Annotated in this window: 16 protein-coding genes; 2 read left to right on the top strand and 14 right to left on the bottom strand. The window is 62.4% G+C overall.

All coding sequences use genetic code 11. The annotated features are described in order from the left end of the window. Window positions 1-197: 197 nt before the first annotated feature. Entirely contained in the window at window positions 198-1364 is a 1167-nt protein-coding gene (locus tag RBR25_RS05365; protein ID WP_432818509.1) for a recombination-associated protein RdgC, read from the bottom strand. Between the two features lie 74 nt (window positions 1365-1438). Then, window positions 1439-2224 (bottom strand): J domain-containing protein, encoded by a 786-nt coding sequence (locus RBR25_RS05360; protein WP_432818508.1) that lies wholly within the window; start codon window positions 2222-2224, stop codon window positions 1439-1441. Window positions 2225-2394: 170 nt separating this feature from the next. Between RBR25_RS05360 and RBR25_RS05355 the strand changes: the two genes are divergently transcribed. Continuing rightward, window positions 2395-5217 carry a GPMC system transcriptional regulator gene (locus RBR25_RS05355; RefSeq protein WP_432818507.1) on the top strand — a complete coding sequence of 941 codons (2823 nt, stop codon included), beginning with the start codon at window positions 2395-2397 and terminating at the stop codon, window positions 5215-5217. Here RBR25_RS05355 and RBR25_RS05350 read toward each other — a convergent pair. The 8 genes from RBR25_RS05350 to RBR25_RS05315 all read right to left on the bottom strand — a co-directional run bounded on the left by RBR25_RS05350 (window position 5214) and on the right by RBR25_RS05315 (window position 13656). Further along, the gene (locus RBR25_RS05350) at window positions 5214-6512 is read right to left on the bottom strand and encodes a M16 family metallopeptidase (protein WP_432818506.1); all 1299 of its coding nucleotides are present in this window, start codon (window positions 6510-6512) and stop codon (window positions 5214-5216) included. The two genes, RBR25_RS05355 and RBR25_RS05350, sit on opposite strands and share 4 nt — an antisense overlap. Before the next feature lie 25 nt (window positions 6513-6537). Beyond that, window positions 6538-7515, bottom strand: a complete 978-nt coding sequence (hemB, locus tag RBR25_RS05345) for a porphobilinogen synthase (protein WP_432818505.1) — start codon at window positions 7513-7515, stop codon at window positions 6538-6540. Window positions 7516-7648: 133 nt separating this feature from the next. Continuing rightward, window positions 7649-9205: a uroporphyrinogen-III C-methyltransferase gene (gene cobA, locus RBR25_RS05340; RefSeq protein WP_432818504.1), complete on the bottom strand. Its 1557-nt coding sequence runs from the start codon at window positions 9203-9205 to the stop codon at window positions 7649-7651. Window positions 9206-9239: 34 nt separating this feature from the next. Beyond that, complete coding sequence (gene hemC, locus RBR25_RS05335) at window positions 9240-10202, bottom strand: hydroxymethylbilane synthase (protein ID WP_432818503.1); 963 nt, start codon at window positions 10200-10202, stop codon at window positions 9240-9242. A 16-nt stretch (window positions 10203-10218) separates the two neighbouring features. Further along, on the bottom strand, window positions 10219-11514 hold the full coding sequence (hemA, locus tag RBR25_RS05330; RefSeq protein WP_432818511.1) for a glutamyl-tRNA reductase: 1296 nt from the start codon (window positions 11512-11514) through the stop codon (window positions 10219-10221). 29 nt (window positions 11515-11543) lie between these two features. Beyond that, window positions 11544-12389: a c-type cytochrome biogenesis protein CcsB gene (ccsB, locus tag RBR25_RS05325; protein WP_432818502.1), complete on the bottom strand. Its 846-nt coding sequence runs from the start codon at window positions 12387-12389 to the stop codon at window positions 11544-11546. Continuing rightward, on the bottom strand, window positions 12386-13084 hold the full coding sequence (locus RBR25_RS05320; RefSeq protein ID WP_432818501.1) for a precorrin-2 dehydrogenase/sirohydrochlorin ferrochelatase family protein: 699 nt from the start codon (window positions 13082-13084) through the stop codon (window positions 12386-12388). Before RBR25_RS05320 ends, ccsB begins: the two co-directional genes overlap by 4 nt. Further along, window positions 13081-13656, bottom strand: a complete 576-nt coding sequence (locus tag RBR25_RS05315) for a hypothetical protein (protein WP_432818500.1) — start codon at window positions 13654-13656, stop codon at window positions 13081-13083. The genes RBR25_RS05320 and RBR25_RS05315 overlap by 4 nt, the downstream gene beginning before the upstream one ends. A gap of 179 nt (window positions 13657-13835) precedes the next feature. On the opposite strand from RBR25_RS05315, the gene trxA reads away from it, so the two are divergent. Further along, a complete protein-coding gene (gene trxA, locus RBR25_RS05310) occupies window positions 13836-14165 on the top strand; it encodes a thioredoxin (RefSeq protein WP_432818499.1) in 330 nt (109 codons plus the stop codon). A 59-nt stretch (window positions 14166-14224) separates the two neighbouring features. Here the strand turns inward: trxA and yjgA are convergent, their stop codons facing one another. Genes yjgA through RBR25_RS05290 form a run of 4 tightly spaced genes read right to left on the bottom strand, consistent with a single transcriptional unit; the run spans window position 14225 to window position 16704 of the window. Then, the gene (yjgA, locus tag RBR25_RS05305; protein WP_432818498.1) at window positions 14225-14752 is read right to left on the bottom strand and encodes a ribosome biogenesis factor YjgA; all 528 of its coding nucleotides are present in this window, start codon (window positions 14750-14752) and stop codon (window positions 14225-14227) included. Then, window positions 14752-15201, bottom strand: coding sequence for a D-aminoacyl-tRNA deacylase (gene dtd, locus RBR25_RS05300; RefSeq protein ID WP_432818497.1), 450 nt, complete (start codon window positions 15199-15201; stop codon window positions 14752-14754). Before dtd ends, yjgA begins: the two co-directional genes overlap by 1 nt. 1 nt (window position 15202) lies before the next feature. Further along, on the bottom strand, window positions 15203-16063 hold the full coding sequence (locus tag RBR25_RS05295) for a deoxyribonuclease IV (protein WP_432818496.1): 861 nt from the start codon (window positions 16061-16063) through the stop codon (window positions 15203-15205). Further along, complete coding sequence (locus RBR25_RS05290; protein ID WP_432818495.1) at window positions 16063-16704, bottom strand: pyrimidine 5'-nucleotidase; 642 nt, start codon at window positions 16702-16704, stop codon at window positions 16063-16065. The genes RBR25_RS05295 and RBR25_RS05290 overlap by 1 nt, the downstream gene beginning before the upstream one ends. Window positions 16705-16707 lie beyond the last annotated feature (3 nt).

The following is a 16707-nucleotide window of genomic DNA, read 5'->3' as shown; positions in this document are numbered from 1 at the left end:
CTTGCCGTTCAGCTAACGGTTCCCGTCATCAGGGTCCGTAGAGGACTTTCACCTCCAAGTCAACGATTGACCACCACGATCAATCATCTGGTGCTTACGCACCACGCGCCATGCCTGGCGCACCAATGAAAAAGCCGCTGTCCTCAATCGGAACAGCGGCTTTTTTATCGGTCTGAAGTCTTTTGCGAGATGCCGGCTTAATCCGCCGCCAGCCACTCGACGATGCGAGCGTTGACGGCGGGCCAGTCGGCACCGAGGCGCAGGTCGAGAAAATGCCGGTAGAGGCTGTCGAAGAGTTGCAGTCCTTCCTCCATAAGGTGCATCTTCTCATAGAAGACCGCCTCCTTTTCGCTCGCGGCGTCAGTGATCTGATCCTTTTCGATCTTCACCGCCGGGGTTTTGAAGGAGGCGAAGTGGAAGGTCTCGCCCTTGAGGGTCAGCTTCCACTGGTCTTCGAGCTTTTCCAAGTGGACAATCGCCTCAGTGATCTGCTTGCCACCATTCAGGGCGGTACGCACTTCGCTGAAGGCATCCTGTGGGCCAACCACCGTGACCTTCTGCACACCGCTTTCGCTTCCCCCCTTGAGCAGCAACCGGTCGTTGAGATAGGCGACGAAGCCTTCCCCAGTGGCCGCTGGACCGGGACGGTTGACGGCGTAGCGGGAGGATTCGGTGAGGGTCTGGTAAAGCAGCCAGCGCAGAAAATCCTCGCCGAGCCAGCGGTTGCCCTCGATCAACTCCAGCACCGAGTCGCCACCGGCGCGGTTTTCCACCGCCAGAGCCGCGCGCCCGGCCTCGTCGAGGAGGCCCTCGGCGCGGCCGTAGGGAGGCACGGCGATCAGACTCGATCCTTCAAAGGTCTGGCGGAACAGCCCTTCGAACATGTCCAGCACCTTGGCATTGAGATTGGCGAAGCAGAGGCGGCCCGTGCGGGTGTCCCAAGCCACATCGAAGACCGCCGGTACCGGCAGAGTCTGGCTGAGCAAGGTGCCACGCACGGCGTCGCGCAACTCCTCCCGCTTCTGCTTGGGCACCCGGTTGAGCCCGGGATGGGCGGCAAGAAATTCGGCCTCGACCCGCTCCTGATGGACTTTCAAGAGCGTTGAGGGAATCCGGCGCTGGTCGCGGCGCAGGGAGAAGACCAGGTAATGATCCCGCCAGAAGGCCCGGGGTTCGGAAAAATCACTGGACTGGGGATCGTCGACCAGCACCCAGCCGACGGAAAGCTCCTCGCTACCGCGATCGATGGGGCGAAAGGCCTTGGCCGCGAGTTGCTCGCTCGCCCAGGCGAAGAGATCGTCAGGCGGGGTGTCGAGCAGAACCTGAAACTGGCAAAAACTGACGCTATTGGCAAGAATGCCCATGAAGTATTGCTCCTGTCATTGAAGATGGGGAGTGAAGTGAAGCGAAGGGATGAAAAACGTAAGCGGGGGGAAGATCAGCCGGCGGAGGCACAGCGGCCAACCGTGGCGGAGGCGCCGGCCACGCGGCTGTTGTGCTGATGGCATTCGGCGGCGAGGCGCTCGATCTGCAATTCGTTGAGCAGGCCGACTTCAACAAAGTAACGGCCGATCTTCTGCTGGCGGCTGCGCTGAAAGAAGAGCAGGGTCTGCACTTGGGCCTGGCCGAGCAACCCGAGGCGCACCGCCTTTTCGCCAAAGCGGCCGTAACCGCCGCGATCCCGGCAGATGGTGAGAATATCGGTCTCGCTCAGCCACTGCCAGCGCCGGGCGATATCCCCCAGCATCGGCCGCTGGTGGCGCTGCCAGACCAGAGCATCGATCAGGGACTGATAGGAGATCAGCCCACGGTAATAGAGATAGCTGCCGAACTCCAGACGTCGCGCGGGGACGGAACCGCGAAAGAAATGCCCCCCCGGCGAACGGCGCGGCGGCCGTTTGGGTCGGCCCCAAGTCTGGGGCCGCGCCCCGTGAAAGACGCGGTGGACGCACTGCCCCTGCTCTTCGTCCCGATGCTTGATGAAGGCCTGCATCAATTCGAAGGCTTCGTGGACCTTTCGGAAGAGTTCGGACTGGCGGTGCTGGATCTCGGGAGCGTGCGCGGCGAAGAGGTCGGGATGGTTCTGCTTGGCCTGTTCGCGAAAAGCGGCCTTGACCCCCCCCGGCTGCAGATAGCCGAGAAAATCGAGGGAGAGATGGACCTCGGGACCGAACAGGGTCCGGCAGGCCGAAAAGACCTCATTTTCGTGAAAGCGAGGCAGCACGCCTAGTGGAATCCCTTCGCGGAAAGATTAAAATACCTGGCAAATTTTATACACTAAGGGTCGAAAAAGCACAAGCGGCTTGCCGGGAAATGCCGTTGTCTCTTTGACAGATCCCAGCGCTTCGCTCTATAGTGCCTGAGTAGAATTTCCACTCAGCCTCCGAGGTCGCCATGGAATCCTTCGTTGCCGCGCAACTCTCCCATCTCAAAGCCAAAATCGCCGGCTACGGCAAGGAAAACCTGGAGGACATCCTGCATGTACTCCTCGGCGCCGTGACCCTCATCACCCGCCAGAACCGCTGCCGCGTCTATCTCGAAGACCTGACCGGCGGCATTCTCGTCTGCGCCGCCGCCAACGGCGCCCAGGCCCAGGCGGTCAAGAGCCGGTCCTTCCCCCTCAACAGCACCGACTATCTGGTGTCGCGAGTCTACATGACCCAGCAGGCGGCCCTGGTCGAGGATGTCACGGCCTTGGCCGGCCCCAATGCCCTGGAACTCGCCGAACGCTTCGAAATCCGCGCCAGCTATCTTGTCCCCCTCATCCATCAAGGGCGCTCGGCCGGGGTGTTGAGCGTCGACAGCAGCCGGGTCGGACGGGTTCCCGCCGAGTCCCAGCGCCGGGTGCTGCGGGAGTTTCTCGCCGAAGTCGTGCCGCTTATCGACCAGGCACGCAAGTATCATCAGCAGATCGTTCTGGCCCGGCGCATCGACAAGGCGAAGAAAAAGGAAGCCGCCCTGCTGATGGTGAAATCGGCGGTAAGTCTGATCGATAAACTGACCCTGGCCTCGGTCCTCATCCCCTCGCCTCTCGGCCTCGAATCGAAGGAGGAGGGCTTGCAGGTGCTCGCCTCCTACACCAAGGACCAGGGCGCCCGCCAAATCTACGAGGACGAGAAACTCATCAACCTCGGCCCCGGCCAGTCCCTTCTCTCCCGCTACATCAGCAGCACCGGCATCATCAGCGACGACACCCTGCTCACCCCCCTGTACATTCCCAATCTGCCGGCGGAGCCCCTGCAGAAACGTTATCTCACCGAGCAGATGGGGCTGAAATCCCTCTATGTGGTTCCCCGCTACGAACCGCACAGCCGACGGGTCATCTGCCTGGTCAACTACTATACCCGGGGCTCCTACCATTTCAGCGATTTCGAAAAGGGGCTGCTGGAGGCCCATGCCGAGATGGCCGAGCGGGTCATCCAGGAAATCGGCGTCGAGCACATGGAGATCCAGGTCCTCTCCGAAATCAACGACCTGTTACAGGAAAAATTCGAGGGTTTGCAACCCTTTCTCAATCGCGCCCTGTCCAAGGCCACGGAACTGATCGGCGCCGACACCGGCAGCATCGCTCTGGTGCGCGAGGAGGAAGGCCTGCGCTGGCTGATCGTCGAGGAACCGGACGGCCGCCTGGTCGGAGCCAAGAGCAAGGAATGGCTGAAAAAGGATATTCCCCCGATCCGTGTCGGCGGCGAGAAACTCCCCCCCGAGGAACGCAGCCTGACCGGCTACGTCGCCCACATCGGGCGGCCCCACGTCATCGCCGACACCGAGGAGGAAAAACGCAAAAAGGGACTCTATCGGGAGATCACCGGCGCCATCAAGAGCGAAATCGCCGTACCGGTGCTCTATGACGACGAGGTGATCGCGGTCATCTGCCTCGACAGTCTGCGCCCCCACTACTTCACCGACGAACACAAACGCATCCTGATGATCATCGAACGGCTGATCGCCCCCTTTCTTTACGACCTTCAGCGCATCGAGAAACTCACCGGCGAAGTCATCAACCTGCGTCGGGATGTCGGCTACAAAGACCCGAAGATCTCCTCCTACAAACTGGGGAACATCATCGGCAACTCGGCCAAGACCTCGGAACTGGTCGATTTCATCCAGCGCATCACCCCCCCTCTCTTCAACCGCATCTCCAAGTGGACGGTGCGCGATCTGCAAGAGGCTTCCCTCGGTCTGCCGTCGATCCTCATCACCGGCGACACCGGCAGCGGCAAGGAGTTCCTCTTCAACAACATCTTCTCCCGCCTGCGGGAGATGTACCAGATCGAGATCGACCCGCGCGGCGAGCTGCCGGTGAAAAAAACCAACATCGCCGCCTACAGCGGCGAGCTCACCTATTCGGAACTCTTCGGCCACAAGCGCGGCGCCTTCACCGGCGCCCACACCGACCGCAAGGGGATTCTCGAAGAGGCCCACGGCGGCGTGGTTTTTCTCGATGAAATCGGCGACGCCGACCCCAAGACCCAGGTACAGCTCCTGCGTTTTCTCGACAACGGCGGCTTCGTCCGCCTCGGCGAAAACGTCACCCGTTTCGCCCGGGTGCTGCTCATCGCCGCCACCAACAAGAACCTCAAGCAGCTCATCGAGTCCGGCCATTTCCGCGAGGACCTTTTTCACCGCCTCTCCGAGCTGACTATCGAGGTCCCCTCCCTCAACCAGCGCCGCGAGGACATCCCCGACCTAGCCACCCACTTTCTCGGCAAACTGCACCAGGTCTACCGCAAGGAGGACATGAGCGAGGAGGACGCGCCGGTGCTGACCCGCGGCGCCCAGCAGCTCCTCTCCCAGCATCACTACACCGGCAACGTCCGCGAGTTGCGCAGCATCCTCTTGCGCGCTCTCTTTTTCCGGAAGAAGCGGGTAATTTCCGAGGAAGACATTCGCCGGGCGATCGGCGAAGCGGAACGGCCCAAGGGAACGGTAGCGGTAGAAAAGCTCACCGCCCAGGTCGCGGAGGAGATTTTTTCGGATCTGCGCAAGGGGGAAGGGGATTTCTGGGAAAAGGTCTACGAACCGTTTTCCGCGAGTCGCATCTCAAGGGACGTGGTGGCGGCGGTCATCGATCTGGCCCGTCGGGAAGGGGCGACCAACATGCCGAAGATCGCCGTCATGCTTCAGGCCTGCGACCCCCGCGCCAAGGACGCGGAGAGTCGCAAGACCTTTTTCCGCTTCAAGAACTTTCTCTACAAGACGATCCACATCGCCTAGGCTTCCGTCAGCGGGGAGTAGCCGACAAGGATCTTGTTCACTGCGCGCCGATGCCTTTCCTTCCAGGGGCCGACAACGGCGAGCTTGAGATTGCCCGGGGCGAAGAGCGCCCGCGCCGCCCGCCGGATCGTCTCGGCCGTCACTTCCATGAGTTCGCGCCGATCCTCCTCGACGGTGCGCAGGTAGCCGGCCAGTTCTCCCCAGCCGTAGCGGGAAAGCATCGCCTCGGTATGGTCCTGGCTGAACTCCAGATCGAAGAGATAAGCTCGCAATACCCCCTGCAGTTCTTCCTCCGGCACCGGCTCGCGACAGAGCCGCGCCACCACGGAAAGCACCTCCGTCACCGCGCGCTCGAGATTTTTCGGCGCCACCGCCAGATCGATGGTGAAAGAACCGCAGTCAGCGAGCATCGACAGCCCCGCCTCCACATGATAGGTCAGACCAAGCTGTTCGCGCAGGCGCAGCATCAGCCGAGAAGCCCCGCCCCAGGAGAGAATCCAGCGCAGCACCCGCAGCGGCAGGGTATCGGCATGCCCCCGGCCCGGCGCACGAAAGGCCAGCTGCAACGAAATCTGCGAATCCGAATCCCTGGCCCAGGCCACCTCCGGCGCCCGGGCGGGAAGAACCACCGGGCTTTGCCGCTCGGGACCGCCGCTGCCGTGCCAGTGGCCAAAGGCTCCCTCGACGGCCCGCAGCGCCGCCTCGCGACGCACGTTACCGGCCGCCACCACGACCGTGTTGACCGGGGTGTAGTAGCGGCCGTGATGGGCGCGCAGATCGGCTTCGCCGATCGCCTTGATCGACGCCGTGGTGCCGATGGTCGGCAGGCTTAAGGGATGATCAGGCCAGAGCAGCCCGGCAGTGAGATTGTCGGGACTGATATCCTCCCCCCGTTCGTTGAGATCGTCCAAGGCTTCTTCGAGGATGATGCGCCGCTCCACATCGACGTCGGTGAAAAGCGGCCGGGTCAGCAGCGAGGCGAAGAGGCGCGCCGCCTCGTCTAGGTGCAGGGGATGGAAACGGCTGTGGTAGCAGGTGCTTTCCACATCGGTGGCGGCGTTCACCGCCCCGCCGATGGCCTCGAAGGCCCGCTCGAGCACGAAACTGCCGGGATAGTCAAGGCTGCCACGAAAGAGAATGTGTTCGAGGAAATGGGAGACACCCGCCAGGTCGGCGGACTCGTCCCGCCCGCCGACCTGGACGTAGCAGGCCATCTCCGCGCAGTGCAGGTGGGGCATTTCGACGGTGACCAGGCGCAGGCCGTTGGTCAGCCGGTCGCTAAAGTATTCTCGCATCGGTAAGCGCGCCGTTTCTTCCGCGTTAGCGGCCGCGAAGCAGGCGGGCCGCTTCCTTGGCGTGGTAGGTGATGATCAGGTCGGCGCCGGCCCGCTTCATGCCGAGGAGCGTCTCCATGACGATGCGGTCGTTGTCGACCCAGCCGTTTCTGGCCGCAGCCTTGATCATCGAATATTCGCCGGAGACGTTGTAGGCCACCAGCGGCAGATCGAAACGCTCCCGGATGTCGCGGAGGATGTCGAGGTAAGCCAGAGCCGGCTTGACCATGAGAAAATCGGCGCACTCCTGCACGTCGAGAGCCGCCTCGCGGAAGGCCTCGCGACGGTTGGCCGGATCCATCTGATAGGAACGACGGTCGCCGAACTGGGGGGTCGATTCGGCGGCATCGCGGAAAGGGCCGTAATAGGCGCTGGCGTACTTGACCGCGTAACTCATCACCGGAATGTGCTCGAAACCATTGCCGTCGAGGATCTCGCGGATTGCCGCCACCCGACCGTCCATCATGTCCGAAGGGGCGACGATGTCGGCCCCTGCGCGAGCGTGGGAAAGGGCCTCGGCAGCAAGCAGCTTGAGGGTTTCGTCGTTGTCCACGTCGCCGTCCTTGATCACTCCGCAATGACCGTGGTCGGTGTACTCGCACATGCAGACGTCGGTGATGACGGTGAGATTCGGAACCGCTTGTTTGATCGCCCGGATTGTCTCCTGAATGATTCCCGTCTCTGAATAGGCGTCCTGACCCAAAGCGTCCTTGGTCTCGGGGATACCGAAGAGGATTACCGCGGGAATGCCCAGATCGTGTACCTCTTTAGCCTCGACGACGATGTGCTCGATGGACTGTTGATAGATGCCCGGCATCGACGGAATTTCTTTTTTGATCCCAGTGCCGAAGGCGGAAAACATGGGGTAGATCAAATCGTCGACACGCAGATGGGTTTCCCGCACCATGCGGCGGATGTTGTCGTTACGACGCAGACGGCGGGCGCGGTATTCGGGGAAAAACATGGCGAATCTCCTCTGGACAGGGAAAAGCAAAAACCTGATGCTCCCGCAGATCAACACATCTCAAAGGCGCTTGCGGGGTGGATGCAACTGATAACACAGATTGTCTGACGGATACAGTTCTTTGTCCAGACGATCACTCCTTCTGGCTAAAGTACTCCACGATCCCCTCGACCAGGGCCTCCAAGGTGTATTCGACGGGCTCGACGGCGATGTCCAGGCCGTGCTTGAGGCAGGTTTTACTGGTGATCGGACCGATGGAGGCGACGGCAACGCCCTTGATTCGGGCGGCGAGGTCTTCGCCTAGGAGAAGGGCGAGGTTGTCGACGGTAGAGGAGGCGGTGAAGGCGACGCAGTCGATCTCGCCCTCCGCCAAGGCCGCCAAGGCCGCATCCGGCAGAGCGGCGGGAACAACATTGCGGTAGGCGACGGGGGCGACCACCCGGGCACCGCGTTTGGCCAGTTCCGTGGGGATCACTTCCCGGGCCCGGTCGGCCTTGGGAAAAAGGATTTTCTTGTCCTGCAGAGCGGTTTCCGCCAAGGCCGCCACCACCCCTTCCCCCTTGTACTCGGCAGCAACGAGGTCGGCGCGCAGACCATAGGCACAAAGATGGGCGGCGGTCTTCGGCCCGACCACGCAGATCCGGCAGCGCCCCAGGGCGCGGGCGTCGCGGCCGAGTTCCGCCAAGCGCCGGAAGAAAGCGTGGACGCCGTTGGCCGAAGTCAGGATCAACCAGTCGAAAGTGTCCAGTTCGGCGATGGCGCGATCGAGTTCGCCATAGCTCTCCGGCGCGACCAGTACGATGGTCGGCGCTTCGATGACCTCGGCCCCTTGCGCTTCGAGGAGCGCCGTCAGTTCGCCGGCCTGATCGCCGGCTCGGGTGTTGAGAATGCGCTTGCCGAAGAGGGGGCGGTTGTCGAACCAGCGCAGCTCCTCCCGCAAGCCGACCACCGCGCCGACAATGATGACCGCCGGCGGCTTGATCCGGGCCCGAAGCGCCTTCTCGACCACATCGCCGAGAGTCGCCGTCAGGGTCCGCTGGCGCGCCGTGGTCGCCCAGCGCACGATGGCCACCGGGGTGTCGGCGGAGCGGCCGTGCGCCATCAATTCCCGGGCGATGAGGGAGATATTGGCCATCCCCATGTAAAAAACCAGGGTGCCGATGGCACCGGCGAGTTTCTCCCAGTCAAGACTCGACATCTTCTTCGCCGGATCTTCGTGGCCGGTGATGAGGGCGAGGCTGGTGGTATAGTCGCGGTGGGTAAGGGGAATGCCGGCATAGGCGGCTGCGGCAAAACCGGCGGTGACGCCGGGCACCACTTCGAAGGGAATCCCGGCCCGGCGCAAGCAGAGGGCTTCCTCACCGCCGCGGCCGAAGATAAAGGGATCGCCTCCCTTGAGGCGGGCGACGGTCTTGCCTTCCCGGGCTTTTCCTACCAGCAGAAGATTGATCTCCTCCTGGGAGCGGTGATGACTGCCCCCCTTCTTGCCGACGTAGAGGTACTCGGCGTCCGGGGACTCGCGCAGAAAGGCGGGATTGGCCAGGTAGTCGTAGATCACCACCTCGGCCCGGCGCAGGCATTCCCGCCCCTTGACCGTAATCAGGCCGGGATCGCCGGGACCGGCGCCGATGAGATAGACGATGCCTGGTTTCACAATTTCACCTGCCGTAAACAGGGAGGGGCGACGCATGCGTCGCCCCTGTGTATCGATTCGCGTGCGGGGATCAGACGTCTTCGCGACTGACGTTGAAGGTCTCGTGATTATAGACCTCGTTGAGAATCTTTCCGGCGCCCTGAGTGATCAGGTCGTCGGCCAGGGAGGTACCGACCTTTTCCGACTCCTCCGGCGCGCAGACCACGGTCTTCTTGAGCAGTGTAACGCCGTCGACGCTGGCGACTACGCCGGTCAGAGTCAATCGGCCGTCCTTGACCTCGCCGTAGGCGCCGATGGGCACCTGACAACCCCCTTCCAGACGGCGCAATACCGCCCGCTCACCCTTGACCGCGGCAGCGGTTTCCGGGTGATTGAAGAAGTCGATAAGGGCGTTGACTTCGGCATCGGCGATACGCGACTCGATACCCAGCGCCCCTTGGCCGATGGCCGGCAACGAGACGTCGGGGGCCAGGTATTCGCCGATCTTCCCGGTGAAGCCGAGGCGGTGCATGCCGGCGGCGGCCAGCACCACGGCGTCGAGGTTGTCCTCGGTGAGCTTGCGAATACGGGTTTCGACGTTGCCGCGGATATCGACCATCTGGAAATCGGGGCGCAGATGCAGCAGCATCGCCTTGCGTCGTAAGGACGAAGTACCGATGCGCGCCCCCTGCGGCAGATCGCGGAAACTTTTGAAACCGGGCTTGAGGATGACGATGTCGCGGGGATCTTCCCGCTCGGTGATGCAGCGCAGAGCCAGCCCCTCGGGGAAGAAAGTCGGCACGTCCTTCATCGAGTGCACGGCGATGTCGATCTCACCGCGCAGCATGGCCTCCTCGATCTCCTTGACGAAAAGACCCTTGCCCCCGACCATCGCCAGCGGCACGTCGAGGATTCTATCCCCTTGCGTCTTGATCTTGGTCAGAGTGACTTCGAGACCGGGATATTTCTTTTCCAGTTCGGATTTGACCCAGTTGGCCTGCCAAAGAGCCAGCTGGCTAGCGCGGGTGCCGATACGCAGTGTCTTTTTTGCCATGAATTTCTCTATCTCCTTAGCTGAGTTCGCCGTCGTCTTCTTCCGCGGCGATTTCCAGATCAAACAGGGTGCGCACCGCATCGACGTAGTCGCTCCCCGAAGCCGTCTCCTGATTCCGCTTGAGAACCGAGGTCGGTGGATGCAGCATTTTGTTGACGATAGCGGCGGTCAGGGCTTCGATCGCCTGCCGCTCCTTGGGGCCGAGTTCCTTGAGATTGGAGAAGGTTTTGCGCAGCTCTCCCTGGCGGATTTCCTCAAACTTCTTGCGCAGGGCGACGATGGTCGGAACCACGTCGCGATTCTCCAGCCAGCGGTGGAACTGGCCGATCTCCTGATCGATGATGACTTCGGCCTTCTTCGCCTCTTTCTGTCGTTCCTTGAGGTTGGCCTGCACCACACCCTGCAGGTCGTCGACATCGTAGAGATAGATGTTATCGATCTTGTTGACCTTAGGATCAATGTCCCGGGGGACGGCAATGTCGATGAGAAACATCGGCCTGTTCTTGCGCTGGCGGATGACCTCTTCCATCTTTTCCGGGCCGAGGATGAAATTAGGGGCGCCGGTGGACGTCAGGACGATGTCGACCTGATGCAGGCGCTGGGGAAATTCCTCGAAGGGAACGGCCTGTCCCTGGAACTCCTCGGCGAGCTTGACCGCCCGTTCCAGGGTACGGTTGGCAACCAGCACCGAGACCGCGCCGTTGTTGAGGAAATGCCGCGCCGCCAGTTCGCACATCTCGCCGGCGCCGATGAGCATGACCTTCTTACCGTCGAGGCTACCGAAGATCTTGCGCGCCAACTCGACGGCGGCGAAGGAGACGGAGACTGCGTTGCTGGCGATGTCCGTTTCGGTGCGCACCCGCTTGGCCACGGAAAAGGCCTTGTGCAGAAAACGGTTGAGCACCGAGCCGACGGTCTTGTGCTCGGTAGCGTAGCCGTAGGCGGTCTTGATCTGCCCAAGGATCTGCGGCTCGCCGATGACCATCGAATCGAGGCTGGAGGCGACGCGGAAGACGTGGCGAATGGCCTCCTCTCCCTGGTACTCGTAGAGATGCCCCTCCAACTGCTCCGGGGGAATGCCGTGATAGGCGGCGAGAAAACCCTTGAGCTGACCGACGCAGGCTTCGGGATCATGGCTGCCGGCGTAAAGCTCCACCCGGTTACAGGTCGAAACGATGATCGCTTCGGCTACCGCCGGCAGAGCCCGCATCTCCCCCAAGGGGCGAGCCATGTCTGTGGGTGCGAAAGCGACCCGTTCGCGTATTTCCACGGGGGCAGTCTTATGACTCAGCCCCACGACAATAATGTTCATCATGGTGAATTCCGTATGCTTTCCACTACCTAGGGACCTTCCATGGCCTTGAAGCTGTGCAGATCGGAAAGCAGCAGGTTGACCCCGAAGAAGGTGAAGAGCAGGCACAGAAAGCCGAGGATGGCGAAGATCGCCGCCCGCCGCCCGCGCCAGCCGACGGTCAGCCGACCGTGCAGCAGGGCGGCGTACAGAAACCAGGTGATCAACGCCCAAGTCTCTTTCGGATCCCAGCGCCAGTAGCCGCCCCAGGCGGAATTGGCCCAGACCGCACCGGAGATGATGCCCATGGTCATCAGGGGGAACCCGAAGGAGAGGCACTTGTAGTTGATGCTGTCGAGGACGTCAAGGGAGGGGAGGCGATAGTAGAGGGCGCTGAACTTCTTGCTCTTGAGCATCCGCTCCTGCAGCAGGTACATGACCCCGGCGACGAAAGCCACGGTGAAGACGGCGTTGCCGAGAAAGGCCAGGGTCACATGGACCGGAAACCACCAACTGTCAAGCGCCGGGTTGAGTTCCTTAACGGTGTTGGACGTGGTGGAACCAATCAGCATGAGGATCACCGCCAGTGGGCAACTGAAGGCGCCGAGAACGGTCATGCGATAGCGGATATCGAAAAGCAGGAAGATGCCGACCAGGGTCCAGGCGAAAAAGGAAAGGGATTCGTGCAGGTTCGCCACCGGGGTGTAACCCGCTTCGAGGTAGCGGGCCAGGAGGGTGGCGCAATGGAGGGCAAAACCGCCGACCAGAACCCAGCGAGCGGCCTTGCCGGTCTTGCCGATCTTTTCCTTGCGCCGCACCACATCAACCAGGTAGAGAACGGTCGCTGCGGTATAGAAAAGCAGGGTTATCTTGAACAGCAGGAGATTGACGCTCATGGCATCCCTTTCGGCAGTTGAATCCCGAGATCGTCGAGGGAGCAGCCCCCATCCGGCAGGGAGGCGAGGAGGGCATTGATCCCCGCCCCGTCGCCGGCGGCGACTCGCTCGGCCAGGCCATCAGCCAGAAGTCGGCGCAAAATCTCTTGATTATATTTGGATTTCCCCAAAGGTGTCAACCGCTTTCGGCGCAGCGCGGCGACGACGTCAAGGACCGTCCCCCATTCGGGACCGAAGTATCCGGCCAGCCGATCCCTCAGGAGGGCGGCCAGCGCCGGGCTCTGGCCACCGCTGGCGACACTGAAAAGCAGATCCCCCCGCCGGAGATTGGCCGGCAGAAGGAAATCGCCGGCAGCGGCGTCATCGGCGCGGTTGACGGGAATCCCCCGGCGGCGGGCCTCGGCGGCGACGGCGGCATTCACCGCCGGGTTGTCGGTGGCGGCAAAGACCAGGAAGGCACCCTCCAGATCCCCTTCCCGATAGGAGCGGGGGATGAGGTCAAGGGCGGCCTCCCGGTTTGGAACGCAGTCCGCGTCGGGGTCGATCAGACGCACCCGGGCCCCGGCCCGTAACAGCCCGGCAAGCTTGCGCCGACCAACTGCGCCGCCGCCGACGACGACGCAGATGCGCCCGGAAAGCTTCAGCTGCAAAGGATAGAAACCGTGCGCGGCGGCGCTTTCCACCTCAGTTATCATGTGCCGAAGAGCTCCTCTTCGACCAGCTCGCACAACGCCTGGCCCATGAACAGGCCCATTTCGAGCAGGCGCGTAGGAGAAGCGGTCTTCAGCGCGAAGAGAAAATCCGTTTCCTCCCCCGCCAGGGGCGCCCCGTCGGGGACGATGAGAGCGGTCTTGCAGTCCAGCTGCCGGGCCAGCGGCAACAGATCAAGCAGCGCCTCGTCGCGGCTGGCGTCCGCCAGGACCAGCAGCAAGTCATTGCTGGCGACTAGGGCCCGCAACTGGCGGGAAAAATAGGCCCGCCCCTGGCCGTCGCGAAGCATGCAGGCGGCCAGGGAGGGATCACGCCCGAGGGCCAGAGCCGGCAGGGAGGGGCGCTCGAAGCTGAGGTGGTAAAGGAAGAGGTCGGCAACCAACTCGGCCACCGTTCCAAGAGGGCCGGAGCCCGCCAGCAACAGCCGCCCCCCCTGATTGAAGCCCACCACCAATTCAGCAGCCAGGCGCTCCAGTTCCTCTCCGTGAACAGCGAGGCATTCGCCGAGCAGCGCCGTCTGTTCCTTAACGGCCAGATGAATCTTGGAGTGCTTCATTACAACTCTCCGCACGTAGGAAGTCTTCGGCATGATAGGGGCCACCCGAACGCCTGTCAAGGTTCGGGAGCCAGCGGAAAACCAAATAACCCCTTGATTTTTTCAGGGGGTGCTCTATCATTGCGAAAGTTAAATCAATGGGATCGCTTTTCAAAACTTCACGGCAAGGAGACTCCATCATGGCCAGCGATAAAGTTCTTCAGCTTTCCGACGATAGCTTCGAAAACGAAGTCCTTAAATCCTCGACCCCGGTTCTGGTCGACTTCTGGGCCACCTGGTGCGCCCCCTGCAAGGCGATCGGGCCGGTCATCGACAGCCTCGCCGGCGAGTATGACGGCAAGGTCAAGATCGCCAAGCTCAACGTCGACGAAAATCCCGCCACCCCCGGACAGTACGGTGTGCGCGGCATTCCCACCCTGATCCTCTTTAAGGACGGCAAGATCATCGACCAGCTGGTCGGTGCCGCGCCTAAAAGCCAGCTTGAAAATCTGATCAAGAAAGCCCTGTGACCCTTTATTTTCCTTACCGAAAATAAGCAAAGGCCCGCTTTCCGGCGGGCCTTTTTGCGTCAGTCGTCGGCAGCGGTTGTTGCCGAGGCGGCGCGCAGGCGATGAAAGATTTCCCGATAGGCCTTGCGATCATTTCCGGTATGCACCGCCCGAGCAAGCCGAGCAAGGCCAGCGCAGTCGATAGCGGGCAACAGCCCCTCGACCTCGACCAGGGCGGCGGCGCTCTGCTCGGGATCACAGATCCGGTCGCGCAGCTCCTCAAGGAGATGAAACGCCTCTTTATCCTGCCGATGAACTTGGTCCAGGCCCTCCAGAAACTCTTGAATGGCTGCTGTTTCCTCCTCATTTCCGCGGAGCACTCCGGCCAGATGCTTCATCTGCCGCTTGCGCGCCCCGTGACTCTCGATCCGCCGAGCCAGATCGATTTCTTCCCGCAGTTCCGGCGGCGCCGGCACCTTGGCCCAGGTCGCCTCCGGCAATTCGAGGAGCTGGGCGGCGATGGTCTCCACCGCCTTGGCCGCGCGTTTTTTCGCCGAGCGGCTCGGGCCGCTCCACTGCGGGAGCTCCATCTCTTCTTCGAAATGCATCAAAATTCCTTCCGGCTGTCGAGCAGCAGGGTAACGGGACCGTCATTGACCAGATGCACCTGCATCTCGGCCTGAAAAATTCCCGTGGCCACGGTCAGGCCGCGCTCGCGCAAGAGCGTGACGAATTGCTGGTAAAGGAGGTCGGCCGGCTCCGGCAGCGCCGCTCGGGAGAAGCCGGGGCGACGCCCCTTGCGGCAATCGGCCAGCAGGGTGAACTGTGAAACCACCAGCGCCTGGCCGCCGACATCCGCGAGAGAGAGATTCATCTTCCCGGCCGCATCCTCGAAAATGCGTAGCTGCGCCGACTTCTCCGCCAGATAGCGGACATCCTCCGCGCCGTCCCCCTGCTCGACGCCGAGCAGGATGAGCAGACCCCGTCCGATCTCTCCCACCCTCTTGCCATCGACCTCGACATGGGCCGAGGCCACCCGCTGAAGCACGGCGCGCATCTCAATCTCCCTGTGCCAGTTGCCGCAACAACGCCAGATTGATCCGGTCCCAGGCGTCATTCTCCCCCTTGGGGGTTTCGAGGATTTTGGGGATCGCCGTGAACCGAGCATCCCGCATCAGCGCAGCGAAACTGGCGCGCCCGATGCTTCCCCGGCCGATCTGCTCATGCCGGTCGACCCGGCTGCCCAGGCCCTTTTGACAGTCGTTGAGGTGAAAGGCACGGAGGTTTTCCAGACCGACGCGGCGGTCGAACTCCTCCATCACCCGTTCGTAGCCCTCTGCACCGGCGAGATCGTAACCGGCGGCGAAGGCGTGACAGGTGTCGAAACAAACACCGAGATGGCCCTCGGGAACCCGCGCCAGAATCTCCGCCAGATGTTCGAAACGGCCGCCCAGATAGCTCCCTTGGGCAGCGGTATTTTCCAGCAGCACGCCGACCTCGACGGGGCTGTCGGCGAGAATCTCCCGCAGCGCCGCGGCCACCCGCAGTAACCCGGCCCCCTCCCCCTGCCCCCGGTGGGAACCGGGGTGCATGACCAGCCAGGGGATGCCGAGCCGGGCGCAACGCTGAAGCTCATCCCGAAAGGCGGCCTTGGATTTCTCCCAGAGTTCGGCATCGGGCGCGGCCAAGTTGATGAGGTAGCTGTCGTGGGCAATGACCGGACCGATGACGCTCTCTTGCCAGGCCTCGCGAAAAGCCCGGACGGCGGCATCATCAATCGGCTTGCCCCGCCATTGGCTCGCGTTCTTGGTGAAGATCTGCAGAGCCGTGCAGCCAACGGCTTCCCCCCGAGCGAAGGCTCGGTCCAGGCCGCCGGCGATAGACATATGGGCACCGAGAGGGTGCGGGCAGGCAGTCATCAGAACGGTACGGACAGGGCGTGCAGACCGACGAGGGCTGCAGGGACCTGGGCCGCGCGGTCAATGCGGGCGTCGACGAAATCCGCCTCCGGACCGGCGCCGACGAGCACGGTCTTCATCCCCAACGCCTTGGCGGTACGGAGGTTTTCCAGGGAATCCTCGATCATGGTACAGTCACCGGGCGCGACCTCCAGTTCCGCCACAACCTGATGATAGGGAGCGGCGAAGGGCTTGGGCTGATAGCGGGCGACACGGATGTCGAAGATGCGCTCGAACTGGTCGCGCAGACCGAGGCGCGCCAACACCCGCTCGGCGTGATCGGTGGAGCCGTTGGTGAAGATCACCTTGCGCTGCGGCAACTGCTCCAGCGCAAGGCGCAGTTCGGCATCGGGATCAAGCCGGGAAGCAACATCGACATCATGCACATAGTCGAGATAATCCTCGGGATCGACCTGGTAGTGGCGAATCAGCCCTTGCAGGGTCACGCCGTACTCGGCCCAGTAGCGACGACGCAGCCCGTCGACTTCGGCAACAGGGATGCCCACCACCTCACACATGTAGCGATTGATGCGCACATCGATGAGAGAGAAAAGCTCCCGTTCCGGCGGGTAGAGGGTATTGTCGAGATCGAACAGAAGCATGGC

This window comes from Trichloromonas sp. (assembly GCF_034006665.1).
Taxonomy (GTDB): domain Bacteria; phylum Desulfobacterota; class Desulfuromonadia; order Desulfuromonadales; family Trichloromonadaceae; genus Trichloromonas.
The sequence above is the reverse complement of the archived record's forward strand: the minus strand, read 5'-3'. Positions and strand labels throughout refer to the sequence as shown.